The sequence below is a fragment of the Rhizorhapis suberifaciens genome, from assembly GCF_014200045.1.
GTDB classification, from domain to species: Bacteria; Pseudomonadota; Alphaproteobacteria; order Sphingomonadales; family Sphingomonadaceae; genus Rhizorhapis; species Rhizorhapis suberifaciens.
This window is the reverse complement of the sequence record NZ_JACHOV010000002.1, coordinates 18036-34661: the sequence shown is the minus strand read 5'-3', so window position 1 is coordinate 34661 and position 16626 is coordinate 18036. Positions and strand designations below refer to the sequence as shown.

The 16626-nt window shown below is 57.6% G+C and carries 15 protein-coding genes, 1 tRNA gene and 1 pseudogene; 7 read left to right on the top strand and 10 right to left on the bottom strand.

Going from position 1 to position 16626, the window contains the following annotated elements:
* Positions 1-6: 6 nt before the first annotated feature.
* On the bottom strand, positions 7-1161 hold the full coding sequence (locus HNQ99_RS02395) for a glycosyltransferase family 4 protein (protein WP_184474067.1): 1155 nt from the start codon (positions 1159-1161) through the stop codon (positions 7-9).
* Between the two features lie 475 nt (positions 1162-1636).
* Between HNQ99_RS02395 and HNQ99_RS02390 the strand changes: the two genes are divergently transcribed.
* A complete protein-coding gene (locus tag HNQ99_RS02390) occupies positions 1637-1858 on the top strand; it encodes a hypothetical protein (RefSeq protein WP_184474066.1) in 222 nt (73 codons plus the stop codon).
* A 51-nt stretch (positions 1859-1909) separates the two neighbouring features.
* Here the strand turns inward: HNQ99_RS02390 and HNQ99_RS02385 are convergent, their stop codons facing one another.
* Together HNQ99_RS02385 and ald are read right to left on the bottom strand one after the other, a co-directional pair.
* A complete protein-coding gene (locus HNQ99_RS02385; protein ID WP_184474065.1) occupies positions 1910-2116 on the bottom strand; it encodes a DUF5818 domain-containing protein in 207 nt (68 codons plus the stop codon).
* A 17-nt stretch (positions 2117-2133) separates the two neighbouring features.
* Positions 2134-3249, bottom strand: a complete 1116-nt coding sequence (ald, locus tag HNQ99_RS02380) for an alanine dehydrogenase (protein ID WP_184474064.1) — start codon at positions 3247-3249, stop codon at positions 2134-2136.
* A 165-nt stretch (positions 3250-3414) separates the two neighbouring features.
* Here ald and HNQ99_RS02375 point away from each other — a divergent pair.
* Positions 3415-3505 (top strand) — tRNA-Ser (locus HNQ99_RS02375).
* A gap of 371 nt (positions 3506-3876) precedes the next feature.
* Positions 3877-4653, top strand: a complete 777-nt coding sequence (locus HNQ99_RS02370; RefSeq protein ID WP_184474063.1) for a hypothetical protein — start codon at positions 3877-3879, stop codon at positions 4651-4653.
* 49 nt (positions 4654-4702) lie between these two features.
* Here HNQ99_RS02370 and HNQ99_RS02365 read toward each other — a convergent pair whose 3' ends face one another.
* From HNQ99_RS02365 to HNQ99_RS02335, 7 genes are all read right to left on the bottom strand, one after another.
* A complete protein-coding gene (locus HNQ99_RS02365) occupies positions 4703-5047 on the bottom strand; it encodes a hypothetical protein (protein WP_184474062.1) in 345 nt (114 codons plus the stop codon).
* A 39-nt stretch (positions 5048-5086) separates the two neighbouring features.
* Positions 5087-6766, bottom strand: coding sequence for an AMP-binding protein (locus tag HNQ99_RS02360; RefSeq protein WP_184474061.1), 1680 nt, complete (start codon positions 6764-6766; stop codon positions 5087-5089).
* A 115-nt stretch (positions 6767-6881) separates the two neighbouring features.
* The gene (locus HNQ99_RS02355) at positions 6882-9107 is read right to left on the bottom strand and encodes a TonB-dependent receptor (RefSeq protein WP_184474060.1); all 2226 of its coding nucleotides are present in this window, start codon (positions 9105-9107) and stop codon (positions 6882-6884) included.
* 268 nt (positions 9108-9375) lie between these two features.
* Positions 9376-10092, bottom strand: coding sequence for a flavin reductase family protein (locus tag HNQ99_RS02350; RefSeq protein WP_184474059.1), 717 nt, complete (start codon positions 10090-10092; stop codon positions 9376-9378).
* Complete coding sequence (locus tag HNQ99_RS02345; RefSeq protein WP_184474058.1) at positions 10089-11285, bottom strand: alpha/beta fold hydrolase; 1197 nt, start codon at positions 11283-11285, stop codon at positions 10089-10091. The genes HNQ99_RS02350 and HNQ99_RS02345 overlap by 4 nt, the downstream gene beginning before the upstream one ends.
* A 276-nt stretch (positions 11286-11561) precedes the next feature.
* Complete coding sequence (locus tag HNQ99_RS02340) at positions 11562-12455, bottom strand: MBL fold metallo-hydrolase (protein ID WP_184474057.1); 894 nt, start codon at positions 12453-12455, stop codon at positions 11562-11564.
* 51 nt (positions 12456-12506) lie between these two features.
* Positions 12507-13487 carry an alpha/beta hydrolase gene (locus HNQ99_RS02335; protein ID WP_184474056.1) on the bottom strand — a complete coding sequence of 327 codons (981 nt, stop codon included), beginning with the start codon at positions 13485-13487 and terminating at the stop codon, positions 12507-12509.
* A 200-nt stretch (positions 13488-13687) separates the two neighbouring features.
* Between HNQ99_RS02335 and HNQ99_RS02330 the strand changes: the two genes are divergently transcribed.
* The 4 genes and pseudogenes from HNQ99_RS02330 to HNQ99_RS02315 form a co-directional block, all read left to right on the top strand.
* Positions 13688-14059 (top strand): MarR family winged helix-turn-helix transcriptional regulator, encoded by a 372-nt coding sequence (locus tag HNQ99_RS02330; protein WP_184474055.1) that lies wholly within the window; start codon positions 13688-13690, stop codon positions 14057-14059.
* Positions 14060-14757: 698 nt separating this feature from the next.
* Positions 14758-15579: an enoyl-CoA hydratase/isomerase family protein gene (locus HNQ99_RS02325; protein ID WP_184474054.1), complete on the top strand. Its 822-nt coding sequence runs from the start codon at positions 14758-14760 to the stop codon at positions 15577-15579.
* 60 nt (positions 15580-15639) lie between these two features.
* Positions 15640-16398, top strand: a complete 759-nt coding sequence (locus HNQ99_RS02320) for an SDR family NAD(P)-dependent oxidoreductase (RefSeq protein ID WP_322790298.1) — start codon at positions 15640-15642, stop codon at positions 16396-16398.
* A gap of 8 nt (positions 16399-16406) precedes the next feature.
* A pseudogene (locus HNQ99_RS02315) lies at positions 16407-16610 on the top strand (CoA-transferase); the annotation flags it as partial.
* Positions 16611-16626: the final 16 nt, after the last annotated feature.

Sequence of the window (16626 nt, the reverse complement as noted above, 5' to 3'; positions counted from 1 at the left end):
ACTCGCCTATTCTACCAGCCCGGTGCCTATCCGTTTATGGCGCACGGCTACGGGCGATGCCGGCCGGAAGCTATGGTACAACTTGGCGGTCGTATCCGCCGACTTGTCCCAATCGAACTTGCGCTGGACCATCTGCGCCTCGGCCTCGAAAGGATCATACCCCTTCTCAAGCATATGGGCGAGCCTGGCCTTATCACCTACGGGGAAATACCGCTCGGCACTGAGACCAAGGTCAAGATTGGCCGGGATATCGCTGAGGATCATGGGCGCCACGCATGACGCTGCCTCAAGCGCCGCAATCGGCAACCCTTCATGATAAGACGGCATGGCGAACAAAGTGCAATTATCGTACAGGCATTTGAGCACCGCACGTGGCTGACGCCCGACAAATATCACGCGGTCGCATGCCTTGGCCCTCAGGGCGCGGACATAGTCCGTCTCGTGGTCCGCACCGCCCGCTATCACCAGCTTGCGTCCCTCAGGTTGGTTGCTGGCGCGGAAGGCTTCGATCAGATCGTCAAACCCCTTTTCGGGGACCAGTCTGCCCACAGCCAGGACATAGTCTTTCGGCTTAAGGCCCAGTTCCTTCAAAATATTGATGGGATCGCTCTCGCCGCGAGGCAGTCTCGGCGTTCCGTTTGGAATATAGACCACCTTGTAAGCCTGGGAAGGAAAGACCGCCTTCAGGCTGTTCGCCAGCGATGGCGAAACGGCAATGACGCGGTGAGCCCAGATGAGAGCCGATCGTTCCCCGAGTCGCAAAGCCAATTTGGCAAAGCGGCCCCATTTGGCCCGCTCATAATCGGCGCCATGGTGGGTAACGACCACATGCAAACCTAGCAATCGAGCGAGCGGGGCCATCAGCCCCGGTCCGATGGCATGAATATGCACGACATCAGCCCGCCGGAACCAGGCATAGATAATGGCGATGAAGGTCGCAACGATAGCCTCGAGCGACTTTGATCGGGGTGAGGGCAATGGTTCCAGAACCAGCCCGCGATAATTGCGCACGCCCTCTCCTACATAAGGCGCGCGGCATAAAATAGTGATATCCAGATCGGCATTACGGGCCTTGATGCGGGGAAGCAGTTCCTCGCAATGGCTTTCGACGCCGCCCATCACGCCGGGAATACCGCGGAGTCCCGTGACATGAATCTTCATGGCGTACGATTCCCTTATGCTATATTTTTTCAGAACCGGCGCAGGACACAAAAAGTAATGCGCCGCCAACCGGAACCGGCCTTCAGGACATCCCAAATTTTTTTGCGACCTTCGAACGGGCCACCGCGATCATAACGCGGCTATGCCAGGACTTGAACTTTCGATGTAAGCCGCTTTCGTCCCCTCATCGGATTTTCGGCTCCGCATATCGCGCTGCCTCCCATCCGCCCTCTCGCTTTGGCTTTTCTTAACGAATTCAACATTAGTGGAAGCACTTAGTTGAGAGCCAGTGGGAAAACGGCTATGAGTCTTTTGGGGGATTGAGGGGAACTTGTGATAAGCCGCCTGGGCGCGGCCGAGAAGCATCTCTGAATTCAACGTCTTGTGGGGAATATTAGATTTTGGTTCGTGCTGTAACGGGCATGAAGCTGATGGTTTCTAAACTACTGTGCACTCGGGGGAGAGCAGAAGCGACATGATTGCGAAGGATTCAGGCTCCGTTGCGCAAACTCGCCAGGCGGCAGGAACTGCCAAGGCAGGCATTGCAGTTGAGGCCGTGCACCTTGCTGGTTCTGCTCTCGTGACCGGTGGTCTGGCGGTGGTGCTGACGGCAATCGCCGTTCCGGTTTCGGTGGGCATGGGCGTGACATGGGGTGTCCGGACGCTCGCCAAGAAGCTCCGGGGCAACGATCAATAACCCATTGGTATTATTACCGATCGTACGCACCCGCCTTTACTCGACAAGCCTCTATCCCGCGCTCGCGACCCCTTCCACATCGATTTGATCTTCTGCAGCCATCACGCCGACGATCCGGACCTGCTTTGCTACATGATCGATTGGGACCCTATGGAGGTTCAGCCTCCAATTGACCCCATGATGGCATTTCAGAAGGAACCCCGCGCCGTCGCGCAGAAGCGTTCCGCTTGCTTCAATCCTTTCGCCAATGTGGGGCATTCATATCTTCCTGATGCTCAGGCAAGCGCCTCTGCCTGCGCCACATAACGATGACCAAGCTCACGCGCTACGGGTTCGCAGGTTATCTTGCCATCCCATATGTTGAGGCCGTTCAGAAGGTGCCTGTCCTGCCGCATTGCTTCTTTCCACCCTAGATCGGCAATTCGCAGCGCATGAGGCAGCGTGACATTGTTGAGCGCATAGGTACTCGTCCGCGCCACGGCGCCGGGCATGTTGGCCACGCAATAATGAACGATGCCATCGACGATATAGGTGGGGTCATCATGGGTGGTCGGCACCGATGTTTCAAAGCAGCCGCCCTGATCTATGGCCACATCCACCAGAACCGCGCCCCGCCGCAACGTCTTCAGCATGGCGCGGGAAACCAGCTTGGGCGCGGCCGCGCCGGGGATCAGCACGGCGCCGATGATCAGATCGGCCTGCTCCAGGCTGTCGGCAATATTGGCCCGGTTCGAAAATCGAGTCTTCGCCCGCGCCTCAAAATAGGTTCCCAGCCGTTCCAGCACCTCCGGATTGCGATCCAATATGGTAACGTCCGCGCCCAGTCCGGCGGCCATTTGGGCAGCATTGAATCCCACCACACCGCCGCCGATCACCACCACCTTGGCTGGCATCACCCCCGGCACTCCGCCGAGCAAGACGCCACGCCCGCCATGCACTTTTTCCAGCGCCGTCGCGCCGGCCTGAATGGACATTCGGCCCGCAACTTGGCTCATCGGCTTTAAAAGCGGCAGGCCGCCATTGGCATCTGTCACCGTTTCATAAGCGACGGCGACCACGCCGGATGCAAGAAGATCTCTCGTCTGTTCGGGATCCGGGGCGAGATGAAGATAAGTGAACAGGACCTGCCCTTCCCGCAAAAGCGCTCGCTCTCCCTCCTGCGGTTCCTTTACCTTGACGATCAACTCTGCCTGGTCGAAGACAGCGGCCGCTTCCTCCACTATCTCCGCACCCGCCTTGCGATACTCATGGTTACTGGCGCCTATCCCCAGCCCCGCCCCGGTTTCCACCAGCACCTGATGGCCATGAGCTGTAAGTTCGTGAACGCTTTCCGGCGTTAGCCCCACACGATATTCATTGTTCTTGATCTCGCGGACCGTGCCGACAATCATCGAACTCCTCCTGTACGCCAGAGCTGGCTCTTGGGTTTCAGGAATATAGGATCGGCAGCCTTTGCTTGCCAGCATTGCCCAATTGCGCAGCGGACACGCCTTTTATGAACTGCCTGCTTGCGAAAAGCCGGGAGGCGCGATAGTGAGCCGCCTTCCAGAGCATGCGGAGCGGTGGCCGAGTGGTCGAAGGCGCTCGCCTGGAAAGTGAGTATACGTCAAAAGCGTATCGAGGGTTCGAATCCCTCCCGCTCCGCCATTATTCCTTGATTTTATTGATATTTTTCCAAATAAAGGGCGATGTTCCCATAACCGATAGTGCGTTTGCTTCAAGCCGGACGCCACTGGACAAATCGGGTTCCAAAGCAGCGGGCATGTGCGCCAACCGCTCACAAATCCGGATCGAATGACTGCGCAATTCCCGCGATCCAGTTCGGGCCGCATTCCCGGTCCGACCCCACACCCTACGCGACAAATCGCAGCCCCAAAGCCAGCAAATCCGCGTGTTTCGGCAAATGGCAGCTTCTCCGTCAAATCTGACTTGGGGAGGCTGCACCAAAGCCATTTGCGAGTCAGAGCGGATAAAAGCATTGATTCGGTTCACAAAATTTCCCGCCGCTGAGCCGTTGAATGGCATCAACGATTTGCGCGCTCGTACTTGTCGGCACTCCGGCACTGGCGGCTGAATATGTGCTGGACGTGACTGCGAAGGCTGAGCAAACCTCGCGTTTTGAAGATGGCCGCGAAGCCATAGATGACGCGTCGCCAGCAAGTTCAGTGCGTATCTTGGAGCCTCGGCAACAGACTCCCAAGCAAGGTGGCTTCAGGATTTATGTCCTGAACAACAGCGAAAAGCCTTTCAATTTTGGACCTGAATGCATCACGGTCAAAATGCCGGACGGCACGTCCGTTGCGATGCTTACCTATCAGGACCTACTCAAACAAGAAAGGCGGCGGGCGGCATGGCAGGCGCTTGCGGTCGGACTGGCCGCCGCTGGGCGGAACATGCAGGCCAGCCAAGCAGGCAATAGCTACGGCACGGCGACGTACTCCGGCAATTCCTACGGGACTATTGGTTCAACGCCATACACGGCGAACAGCTTCGGAACCGCTACCTATTCGGGCTATAACGCTGGCGCTGCATTTGCCGCGCAAGCTATCGCTAACGAGCAAAACAAGCGCGACATGCAAGCGATGCAATTGAACCAAGCCGCGAAAAGAGAGGATTTGGCTCAACTCATGAAAACAACCACCGTTGATCCTGGGCAGGCATTCGGCGGTATCGTCCAGTATATGATCCCATCGGCGGTGCGATCCAGCAAGACACCCATTCCGATCACAATCGAGGTGCGGACAGGTGACGAGGTGCACACCTTCCAAGCGACATTGGCCAAATACAAAGGCTAAGCATCCGGCAACGTCTACGCCGTCGATAATCTTCCTTACAAGGGAGCGACTACTCAGAAAATCGCATCGGACCTGTCGTGTCCGATGGATATTCAGCATCAAACTTGATCGGAACGCCCCCGGTTTCGGAATAGGTGCCTACCTCGCACCAAAAGCCCACATTGGAAAATGGCTGCCTCCCTTCGGCTTTGGCCGATGCTTCCAGATTAGCATTGAGAATCCTGGCCGCCATCTGACAATTGCCAAGGTTGTAGTCCGCTCCGTCCGCTGCGTTGAAAGTTGCCCAATGAACGCGGACCTCGTTCGATAGCGGAGAGTTGCGATAAAATCGAGACGCGATCCAGGCGTCAGAAAGGGGCTTTGCCGCCGAGCTGGACGAAGTCAGGCAGCCCATGCTGCTTTGCTTTGTCGCGTTCGCACCAATCAACGCCGGCTATTCTTTATCGACGAGCCCCAATTCTGCCATCATCGTTTGTCGTATCTCGAACTTCTGGACTTTTCCGGTCACGGTCATGGGAAATGAGCTCACGAACCGGAGATGGCGCGGCACTTTGTAATGTGCGAGTTTCTCCCTGCAATACAGCTCGATCTCCTCTAGCGTAGCTGATAGACCCGCGCGGATCTTGATCCAAGCACAGATCTCTTCCCCCAGCCTGGCGTCGGGAACGCCGACGACGTGCACATCTTCTACCTTTGAGTGACGGCCGATGACTTCTTCTATTTCTCTGGGGTAGATATTCTCGCCCCCCCGGATCACCATGTCCTTTATGCGACCGACGATCCTTGCATATCCGTCCTCGTCGATGACTGCGAGATCACCCGTGTGCATCCAACCTTCATGGATCGCTTCAGCCGTCTTGGCAGGATCTTCCCAATAGCCAAGCATGACCGAATAGCCTCTGGTGCATAATTCCCCCACCTCTCCCCGTTGCACCGTTTCGCCGGTGGCGGTGTCGATGATCTTGACCTCCAGATGGGGCTGAACGCGCCCGAGCGTCGAGACGCGGCGTTCGATGGTGTCGTCTATGGCGGTTTGGAAGCTGACGGGACTGGTTTCCGTTATGCCGTAGGCGATCCCGACATCGGACATATTCATCCGGTCCATCACCTTGCCCATGATCTCAATGGAACAGGGTGCGCCCCCCATCAGACCACCGCGCAGGGAGGAAAGGTCGAACTGCCCGAAGTCAGGATGTTCGAGCATGTCGATGAACATTGTCGGCACCCCATGTATCATGGTGCACCGCTCGGTTTCGATCGCCCGGAGGGCCGTCGTTCGATCGAACGCTGGCGACGGATAGATCATCGTCGCGCCATGGACGAGACAGGCCAGGTTGCCCACGACCATGCCAAAACAGTGATAAAGCGGAAGCGGGATGCAGAGGCGGTCGCCATGCTTCAATCCCGCAGCGCCACCTGACAAGTAACCATTGTTCAGGATATTATGGTGCGACAAGGTTGCCGCCTTCGGCAATCCGGTGGTGCCACTTGTGAATTGTATGTTAATCGGATCGTCACCATCCAGGGAGGCAGCGATAGGCGCAATTCTTTGGCGCTCTTCCTCGGATGCGAGGTCGCTGACGGCGGCAAAGTCCAGCCAAGCTGACCGTGCAGGTCCGCCGATCTTGATCAGATACCGCAGCATCGGCAGCGTCGCCGATGCCATCGGGCTGCTGCCGAGGTCGTCTTCCGACAACAGCGATTCGGTCATTGCGAGATAATCGCTCGTCTTGAAGCGGTCTGCGCAGATCAGGGCCTTTACCCCTACGCTGCGCAGCGTGTGCTGCAGCTCGTTGACCCGATAGGCCGGATTTATGTTGACCTGGATGATGCCGATCCGCGCGGTAGCGAACTGGACAATAGTCCATTCGACGCAGTTCGATGCCCAAAGCCCAACACGATCGCCCGGTTGCAGACCGAGCGCCAGCAATCCGGCGGCGAAACGGTCCACTTTTTCGGCCAAGTCAGCCCAGGTGAGCCGTACCCCTTGATGGACGGAAACCAGCGCTTCGTCGCCGCCCCATTTCTCCACCGCCAGTTCCAGTGCCCGACCGATGGTGTGTTTCAAAAGCGGTGGATGGCCCGCTCCTATAACGTGGCTAAGATGTTCCATCGATCACATACTCTCCGCGTGCGCGGCCTGGGCCGTTTAGCCAAAGCCACTGCCGCATCTTGGAACATTCCCGGACGCATGCTATTTGAACAACTGCGCCCGGGAGCAATGCTCGTTAGAATGACTTGGATACAGCGAAAGTGACAGCACGTGGCGGTGAAAAAATACGCAAACCTAAACCTTGGAAACTAATATGGTGGACCGAATATTTTTCATTAAGCAAATTGGTCCCGGTCAAGGATAATTTCAGGCCGTTCGACGATTCCCAGGCCGCAAATGCTCCAAGAACGCCGTAGCTCTTCTGAAGACTTGCAGCATCGTTCGCAGGATTATAGTAAAAGGCATCCTGAAAGTCATAGTTTGCACGAACAGTAGCGGTTCCAGATCCGACAGGCTGGGATAGTTCTACAAATGTACTCCACTTTATCTTCGGCGCTCGCGACAATCTATTTCCATCATAAGGCAGTGTCGCGCCCGAAAAGAACGGGTTCGACGTGAACTTCGCGTCCTGATAGCTGAAATTGAAACCAGAGTTGAAGTTGCGTGTTGGCGCAATGACCGCCTGAACCTCTACCCCCTTTACCGTCGCGTCGGCGTTGGCGAGGACGAAATTGAGCGTCTGGCCAAACTCGAAGACCTGAAGATCCTGATACTTCAGGTAGAATGCATCGGCATTCAGCCGCAAACTGTTGTCCAGCCACTGCGTTTTAAAGCCGAGATCGAAGCTGTCCAGCTTCTCCGGCTTGACGAGAAAACCCGCCTGCACCGCATTCTGCGCCTGGCTCGTAAATGTCCCGGACTTGTATCCCCGGTCATAGCTCAGATAAATATGTTTGCCAGGAGCCGGTTCAGCCGCAAGGGTGACGCGCCAGGTAGGCTTCGTGAAGCTGGCCTTCGCGGGAACGGCATAAGGAGACCCCGGGAAAAAGGGGAAACCGACACCGCTACCCGCCGGGCCGTTATGTACGAGCGTCTGGAAAACTTCCTTCTTGTCGTGCGTCAAACGCCCGCCCAGGGTCAGTTCGAATATCTCCGCAAAAGGCAAGGTCGCCTGGGCGAAGGCGGCATAGCTGGTAGTCTGGGCAGCCTGGCTGCCCGTATTGTCCCCGCCAAGCACTGCAGGTATTGGCGCGTTTGCCGTCACGACAAACTGTTCCACGCGATCGACGTCATCCTTATAATAGAAAAGGCCAGCCACCCACTGGATCTTCGAAGTCGAAGGCGAGTTAAGCCTCAATTCCTGCGTCACCTGGTGAGACGATTCCTGGATGCGATCGTCGACGCGCAGAGGAAACGCATCCCGGAGACCCGAATAGTCGGCTCGCAGGGAATATTCGTTATTCCGGTAGGCCGAGACCGAAGTTATGGTCGACCATCCCGCATCATATTCGATCCGGCCGACAATTCCATAATTGCGCCGCTTCTGGAACGTGCCGGGAAAACCGGAACTCTTCCACACGTCTCCGGCATAAGGTGCCTGAATCGCGTTAGCCACCGCAAGCAGGCCGGGAGACGATTCAGACGATCCAACGACATAGCGCGAGTCTCCGGTCAGATCGTCCTTCGAATAATCGCCGCTGATCAAGAATACCCAGGCCCCGGTTTCCGCCTGCAGTTGCAAGCGGCCCGCGTAGCGCTCCCCTCCTTGCAGGCGCTCGCCGGTTGCGATGTTCTTGGCATAACCGTCGCTGTGCGAATATTGGCCCGCAGCGCGCAAGGCAAAGCCTTCCGCTACCGGCGTGTTTATGATCGCCTTGGCCCCATAGGTATCGAAACTACCATAGGAACCTTCCACATAGCCGCTAAAGCTGTCCTCCGGGCGATTGGCATAGAAGCTTATCGTGCCGGCCGATGCATTGCGGCCGTACAACGTTCCCTGCGGCCCACGAAGCACCTCAATCCGGCTGACATCGAGAAAGGCGACTGACGGCGCACCACCTCTTCCAATCGGCACATCGTCCACGGATACTGTGACAGAGGATTCCGAGGCGGCCGAATCCGTTTGAGAGCCGACGCCGCGAACGTAAGTTTGGGGCTCACCGACATTGAACTGCGTCATCGTCACATTCGGCGTAACCTTCGCAATGTCGAGCACCGAGGTAATTCCGCCTTTTTCGAGCGCTGCCCCACCAAGCGCCGTCACGGCGATCGGCACATCCTGCAGGTTTTCTGCGCGACGCCGGGCAGTTACGACTATGTCGACCATGCCGCTTAGCGCTTCGTCCGTCGTCGTCACTGGCGCAACTTCCTCCTGCGCAAAGGCAGACCCTCCGGCCAGCAGTGCAACGGACGCAGCCGAAAGGTAGAACACGGATTTAAGCTGGTTTTTCGAAATCGTCATACAATCCTCTCCTGATCTCATACCGCAAGCATTGCAGCTCTTGTCAGCCGAGCCTTCTCGAAGCACCCACACCGATATTAGTTCGACATCGGCTACCTGACGGCTGTTACCCATCTCTTATCTAATTAGGCGTATACGCACTCATATCCGCTGTCAACGACGTTCAACTGGTAAAACGCTGTATCTCTGGGGATCAATGCAGGTCAGACGGACACGAATAGACCTTCGCGCTTGCCAAGGCCACGCTTCATTGCTCTTCAGCGACCGATCAAAGTTCGGTTACACTCCCCGATGGTGACCAGCTCGCCTGAGCCGCCGCCGCCCAATCCGTTGGACGCCCATCGAGGCGCTGCATACGGTGGCCTTCCCGCGCTTCGACCAATCCCGGATCGAGAGGCGTGGTGAAGACGTTGTCGATCAGTGTATATTCGGCAGCCAAGCGTCCGACAGGCCCAAGCGCTGCCGTGTCAATCCGCCCACCTCCCAGGTACAGATCGTCTCGGATGTGGTACCTGACGATGCGGCCCCAGACGACATGATCGTTATAATCACCGACGGTGAATTCGCGTTCAAGAATACATTCCATCGCGATCGGCGCCAACGCCACCCGCGGCGCGCGGACCATCACGCTGGGGGCTTTGGCGAGGCCGGTTGCCTCGAACTCGTCGGTCCCCGATGGGAATTCGAAAGCCGAGTTGTGCAGCTCGGATGCGAGAGCCAAGGTTGCGATGTTGGCGACGAACTCTTTGGTGTCACAGATATTTACGTAAGTGTCCTTGTCCGTCACCCCGTCCGATTTGCGCTGGATGCTGATGGAAAGAACCGGCGGTTTGCGCCCGACGACCGTGAAGAACGAGAATGGGGCCAGATTGGCAACCCCTTCTTTGGTAACCGTGCTGATCCAGCCAATGGGCCGCGGTACGATAGTTCCGATAAGCAATTTGTACGTCTGCGTTGCGTCGAGGTCGTCAGCGTTGATAATCATGGAATGAGCTCCAGTGTCTTGGGCAAGTCCGATTGAGCCATAAAATAGCTCAAAAAGTCGTCCTGCTGCTTCAGACTCTCGCCAAGGGTGGCAGAGAACTTCATTGCCGCGGCCAAAGGGCGATGATGGATCGCCACCTGGGCGATTTGACCCGCTTCATTCCTGCTTATGATCGTGATACCGCTGATCGATATCCCGCCAAATGCTTTTGCCCGCCATTGCAGATATTGGTTGCGGCCCTCTGACGCTTGATCCGTGAATTCCAGGAACTCATATATCTTGCTGGCCGCCTCCATCACCTGCTGGACCCTTTCGCGACCACGGACCGGCCGATACAAAGCCACCGCCTCAAGCACGACATCATCCGCCAGCGCCATTCCGAAAGCCTGCGCCGAACGCTCGGAAAAGGCGGCCTTCCAGTCGCTCCCGGCGGCCGGCCGTTGTAACAATTCCATAATAGTCCGGGCGACCAGCTCCGGCTGTTCCACATGCAGCCAATGTCCACCGGAATCGACCACAATATTCTCCACGTTCGAGAAGCGGTCGGAGATCTGCTGCGCCATCTGTTCCGTGACGAACGGGTCGAGCGAGCCACGGAGGATGGCGACTGGCTTTGCAAACGCACTGGCGTCCACGCCGGCCGGATGCCCTTGATTCCAGATATCGACCAGCCTGGGGACGTTGCCGGGCTTGACTGGAGCACCGAATCGATCCAGCCGGTCAAGTTCAGGCGCAGACAGAGCCGGTGACAGCGAAGTCCTCGCCTTGCGCTGCGCAGCCGGATCGCCACCAAGAGCCTTGAACGATGCCACCGCCTCTTCGGGAGCATGCACGCCAGCCAGAGGAACAGGCGTGATGAGCACCAATCCGGCAATGGCATCGGGGTTTGCCAGCGCTGCCAGTTCCACGACCTGTGCGCCCATGCTCTGACCCACGAGTATCACCGGCCCTGCCGCGCGACGAACCACCGCAGAAACAATATCCGCATAACGATCCAGGCTGAGGACGCCGTCATCGTCGCTGGCAGCGCCCATTCCCGGCAGATCGACCGAAATCTTGTTGAGATCGTCAGGAACATGTTCGACGACACCATTCCAGACATCTGCGGCATCCAGAAATCCGTGGACAAAAACGATGGTCCCACGAACTTGGACTGAATCGGCCGGAGCGCCGCTCCCATCAGTTGCTATCACCAGGCTCTCCTCTCGGCGTCCTTCTCACGCACCATTTTTGTCCATGCCATATTATTGAGCGCCTACATATAAACGCGCATATACACATAAATGCAAGCGAAAGTTATGCGGCAGGAAGTACAAGCTAAGGCTTGTGGGGATTCATCGCGAGTTGATGACGGCGGCGGCGAGATAGATCATTGCCTCGAAGCTCTGATCGGTTTTGCAGGCAGGAAGACGGACTGACGCGAAATGCGCTCGACGGTGGTGCTGAAACGGGAGGTAATGAGACTAGGTCTAGAAGCCCTTCACAGCACGGGCAGATCCCCAGAGGGCCCCTGGATTCACTCGATTGGGATAAAGGGCAAGCATCGCCCGGTAGAGTTCGGATGTTGACGCCGTCTCATCGACCAGACGGTCGAAATCACGCAGATACTGTCGCGTTTCTTCGATAGTCTCCGGTCCGTCGCCATTCTCTGGCCGCTTGTGCCCTGCGATCACGACCTTCGGCTTCAGTGCATCGATAGTGTCAAGCGCCGCGATCCACTCCAGGCGCTTTTCGCGGGTCGTCGACTCGCTCAGATATTGGTGAACGTCGTTGTAGACGACATCTCCAGCTACGACGAGGTCGAGCGAGGGGACGTACAGACAGGTCGTGTCGTCGGTATCCGAATGGCCGGTTGGCACCACCCGTAGCTCGTGCCCTTCAAGAAAAAAGCTGGTCTCGGCGAGCGGATCGGCGATCACGATATTATCGGGGATCAGGCCGGGAAAGCGCTTGTTCCACATCCCCTCCATCATAGCAGGCGCGATCTGATCGCGCATGCGGTCGACGACGTCGGAGGCCGCGATCGCACGTGCATCGGGAAAGCGCTCCTGAACCGTCCCCGTCCCGAAGAAATGGTCGCCATGGCCATGAGTGATATAGATCGTGGTCAGATTCTTGCCGCTGGCCACTACCCAGTCTGTGACAGCCGTCGCCTGCGCAACAGTTGTCGGCGTGTCGATCAGGACTGCGTCCTTGTCACCGTAGATCAGAATCGAGGTGATCGGCGACCACCAGCGAGCCGTCTCGCCCGGAGGGATGTCGTCGGACACTGTCGGCACACCCGGCGTGACAAAGGTCTGCCAGCCGAGCTTGGTCGTGGGTGCATGGGCCGCAGCCGGGGTGGTCGTGTTTGAGTCCTGCATGTCAAATCGCTCCATGGAGAAGGGCTGATCGGTCGTGCTGAACGGCGCCGATTAGTTCAGACCGATCGACCCGCCAACCACGAGATGCCGCGTGAACCAGTCGCGGGCCTCGTTGCTCGTCAGGGCGAATTCCGGCCCATAAGGATCGAAATGATTGCCAGGAAGCAGCACCAGCTTCTTGGGCTCGAGCGCGGTTGCATATGCGGCGAGTGCAAGATCCGGCGGTGCCAGTTCGTCGTTCAGTGCAACGATCATCAGCAACGGCGTCGGCGAGATATGCGGCAGGAACTTGGCATTATCGACTACTCGGTAAAGGTCGAGCGACCGCAGCGTCATCTCATTGCGCCAGCGCGGCGCGATCTGCCCCTGCTCCGAGAAATAGTCGAACGAGGCCCGGCCCGCCATCGCGCATGGTTCCGTCGGATCGTCTGACACCGCCTTGATCATAGCGGGCGGATTGCCGAGGTAGCGCTGTTTGCGATCCTCATCCTGAGCAGCAAGAATGGCCGGCCGCATGTCCGCGCGGATCGCACGTTTGAAGGCTTCCTGGCCACTCATCGCCGGAATCTGCGAGACGACGCACTTCACGCGGCGATCGTGCGCCGCAACCTCGAGGACATGACCACCTGCATAGCTGGTGCCGAAAATGCCCAGACGGGTTTCATCCACGTCGTCACGCAGGCTGACGAAAGTGAGCGCGTCGCGGTAGCCGCGCCGCTGCAACACCGGATCGACTTCCTGACGCGGTTCGCCGCCGGACTCGCCGAAATAGATATTGTCGTAGGCAAGAACAGCAAAACCCCCACTCGCGAAGTAGGAGGCATATTGCATGATCGAGCCTTCCTTCACTCCCGACATACCCGGCGCCATGACGATCGTCGGAAACGGACCGCTTCCGCCCTTGGGCGTCAGGAACAAGCCTCGTAAAGTCTCGCCGCACGACGAGAATGAAACTTCGATCTGGTTGAATGGATCGTTACGATCATTGTGAACGATATTGCCTGTGCGAATCGCTTTGTTTCTTTCGGTCATTCTTTTCCTCGTTAAGCAATTGGGGCATTTGTGAAGGTCTGGAATCCGATGAATCATTGACAAACAGCTACGCTGTTGCAACATAGGTGTGTAGTCACTCTTTTCATCGATCCGGACAGTCTCCTATGACAAACAAGCCCAGGACCACGCCCGCTGAGATGGTATGTAATTTTTCGACGATCCGGCACGCGTCGCGTCACATGACGCGCTACTTCGATGCCTGCATCGCTCACCTGGGCCTCAAAACGAACCAGTACGCCATCCTGCGCTTGATCTATCGTAACGCGGACATCAGCATCAATGCGCTTGCCGCTCTCACTGTCATGGATCGCACGACGGTCGGGCGTGCGATTCGGCCGCTGGAACGCGATGGGCTGCTCACCGTTACCGTAGATCCCACCGACAAGCGCTCCCGCCTGCTGAACCTCACGAAGGCCGGAATCGACGTCGTCGAAAAGGGACATCTGGTCTGGATCGAGGCGCAGCGCGTATTCGAGGCGAAATTTGGCGTCGGCGAAGCGAAAGCCATGCGCTCGGCGATGCAGCAGGTCGTCGCTACCGAACTCGCCTGACGTCCAGCCCTTCGCCCGATATTTGCCGCAGGGCCGTGCGTGCCTCACCTGCTTGTTGTTGTCACGACCTCTGATCGGGCGATACAGGACAACGGCCTCGAGCTGCACATTCTCGGTAAAGGGGTCAGCGAAAACGCTCGCAGACCACTTTTTGAACACCTCCTGCCCGTCGGCGTCGCCGGAGTAGGCGGCAATAGCCTTGATCGCGTCGGCGAACGGGGGGATCTGCGGCAGGTCGAGACTTGTCGAGCTTATGGTGGATTGTTCGAGCAATGCGATTACGTCATCCCAGATCGCTCCTGAATCCGGACACCCATGAACGAAGATGGCGGAATCAGCGGCAGCTGTACCGTTAGTACCCATCGTCACTTCAAGAGTCCTCCAACAGATCCGATTTTCTGGCCCGATTCGATCGGCTCGGCATCGGGTTCTCATATAAAAGGGCATATGCACTTAATTGCAAGAGGAATATCGCAGACTTGGGAAAGCCTGTGCAGACTTCATCAAAGCGAGGGCCGCAGATTTCATCCGGTCCAAGCACATGTGCGACACCGCCAATTCACTGGGAATCGGGCTCGGCCTCCAAGCGTCGGCACATCCCATTGGTCAATGTTCGCTTTTTGCCAGTTGCGCTGGTCGACTTTCGCTTATAAAAGCGCATATGCACATAGTTAGCCGTGCTAGCGAACACACCAGCTATGTGCGGCATCAACAGAAATGGAGTTCGGACGTTGTCGCAAGCGGCGTTAAACATTCAGAATCAGATAGCGGTCATGACCCTTAACAACGGTCCGCAGAACCGGCTTTCAATCGAAATGCTCTTGGAAATGGAAATCCTTCTCGGCGAGGTCCAGAACAGCGATGCCCGTGTCCTGGTCGTGCGGGCAGATGGCTCTGACTTCTGTTTCGGAGGCGATATCGTCCCTTGGGTCGACATGGCCCCCAATGAATTGAGAGGGCTTTTCGAGCGCTACATGCGCACCTTCAATCAGTTCGAGCAGCTTTCGATTCCAACGATCGTCGCAGCCCAAGGCAAGTGCTTTGGTGGGGGCTTTGAACTCGCGTTGCGTGCCGATGTGATTTTCGCGGGCCAGTCGGCGATTTTTGGTCATCCAGAGCAATCGCTGGCGATCGTGACAGTGCTCGGCGGCGTATATCGTGCGGCCGAGCGCGCCGGCCGGGCGAAGGCAATCGAGTGGGCGATGACATCCGACCCTATTTCGGCAGAAGAAATGGCGCAGCGCGGAGTCGTGAACCGCGTTATGTCTGATGAAACATTGTGGTCCGATACGTTGGCGTTCGCGGAAAAGCTGGCGAAGGGTCCGACTCGGGCCCACGCGGCGCATAAGGCGCTGTTGCGCATATGGGCGACAAGCGGCGTTGCAGCCGCCGATCAGGCGATGTTCGACATCGCGATGCCGCTGTTTGAAACGAACGACGTAAAGATGGCGCTTCCAGCCTCGGCCAAGGCGTTCATCGAACAGAAGCCCCGGCCGGATTTTCCCTTCACAGGCAGTTGAGGGGATACGGCGACTCCGCTGAACCAGGAGTCGCGTCAAAAATGAACGGGAGAGCGATGAGTGGATACAGCATTGTGGGACTTGGATGGCCGAACAGCGCTAGTGACAGGCGCGTCGAGCGGGCTCGGTGCGCATTTCGCAAAGGTGCTCGCATCCTCCGGCGCACACGTCATCATGGCTGCGCGACGGCCAGCGGAACTCAATGCGCAGGCAGACGAGGTTCGCGACGCTGGCGGCAAATGTTCCACTCTCAGACTGGACGTATCGGATAGTTCCAGCATCGCGGCCGCTGGCGAGTTGCTGTCCAGTGTCGACATCCTCGTTAACAACGCCGGCCTGGTTCGCGAGGGCGGGGCGCTTGATCAGTCCGAGCCGGATTGGGATCTCGTTCTCGATACGAACCTCAAGGGCGCATTCCTGCTATCGCAGGCGGTTGCCCAAGCGATGCTTGCGAGAGGGGCCAGCGGCTCGATCATCAACATCGCCTCGATCCTCGGACTTCGCCAGAGCGCGGGCGTTCTACCCTACGCGGTCTCGAAATCGGGCGTGATCCAGTTGACGAAGACGATGGCTTTGGAACTAGCGCGCTTTGGCGTGCGCGTGAACGCCCTGGCACCTGGATATTTCGCGACAGAACTCAACGAGGATTTCTGGAAGAGCCCGCCTGGCGAAGCGATGATCAGGCGCATGCCGTTGAGGCGTCTTGGCCAACTCGAAGAACTGAACGGACCTCTTCTTCTTCTGGCGTCCGATGCTTCGCGCTTCATGACCGGCTCGGTGGTCACGGTCGATGGCGGACACATGGTTTCCGGACTTTAGGACCGACAATGAAAAGCAAGCTTTTCGCTAGCGCGCCCGAAGCCCTGGCCGAACTCCTCCATGACGGGATGACGATCGCATCCGGCGGTTTCGGTCTTTGCGGAATTCCCGAGACCTTGAACAATGCGATTTGCACGAACGGCGTGCGTGACCTCACGATCATCTCCAACAATGCCGGCGTTGACGACTTCGGGCTGGGACGATTGCTGCGTGAAATCGCGCCCGGCG

Bases quoted from the DNA above. Each gene is read 5' to 3' on its own strand.
- HNQ99_RS02395 (WP_184474067.1), bottom strand. From the start codon at position 1,161: ATGAAGATTCATGTCACGGGACTCCGCGGTATTCCCGGCGTGATGGGC.
- HNQ99_RS02390 (WP_184474066.1), top strand. From the start codon at position 1,637: ATGATTGCGAAGGATTCAGGCTCCGTTGCGCAAACTCGCCAGGCGGCA.
- HNQ99_RS02385 (WP_184474065.1), bottom strand. From the start codon at position 2,116: ATGCCCCACATTGGCGAAAGGATTGAAGCAAGCGGAACGCTTCTGCGC.
- ald (WP_184474064.1), bottom strand. From the start codon at position 3,249: ATGATTGTCGGCACGGTCCGCGAGATCAAGAACAATGAATATCGTGTG.
- HNQ99_RS02370 (WP_184474063.1), top strand. From the start codon at position 3,877: ATGGCATCAACGATTTGCGCGCTCGTACTTGTCGGCACTCCGGCACTG.
- HNQ99_RS02365 (WP_184474062.1), bottom strand. From the start codon at position 5,047: ATGGGCTGCCTGACTTCGTCCAGCTCGGCGGCAAAGCCCCTTTCTGAC.
- HNQ99_RS02360 (WP_184474061.1), bottom strand. From the start codon at position 6,766: ATGGAACATCTTAGCCACGTTATAGGAGCGGGCCATCCACCGCTTTTG.
- HNQ99_RS02355 (WP_184474060.1), bottom strand. From the start codon at position 9,107: ATGACGATTTCGAAAAACCAGCTTAAATCCGTGTTCTACCTTTCGGCT.
- HNQ99_RS02350 (WP_184474059.1), bottom strand. From the start codon at position 10,092: ATGATTATCAACGCTGACGACCTCGACGCAACGCAGACGTACAAATTG.
- HNQ99_RS02340 (WP_184474057.1), bottom strand. From the start codon at position 12,455: ATGCAGGACTCAAACACGACCACCCCGGCTGCGGCCCATGCACCCACG.
- HNQ99_RS02335 (WP_184474056.1), bottom strand. From the start codon at position 13,487: ATGACCGAAAGAAACAAAGCGATTCGCACAGGCAATATCGTTCACAAT.
- HNQ99_RS02330 (WP_184474055.1), top strand. From the start codon at position 13,688: ATGACGCGCTACTTCGATGCCTGCATCGCTCACCTGGGCCTCAAAACG.
- HNQ99_RS02325 (WP_184474054.1), top strand. From the start codon at position 14,758: ATGTGCGGCATCAACAGAAATGGAGTTCGGACGTTGTCGCAAGCGGCG.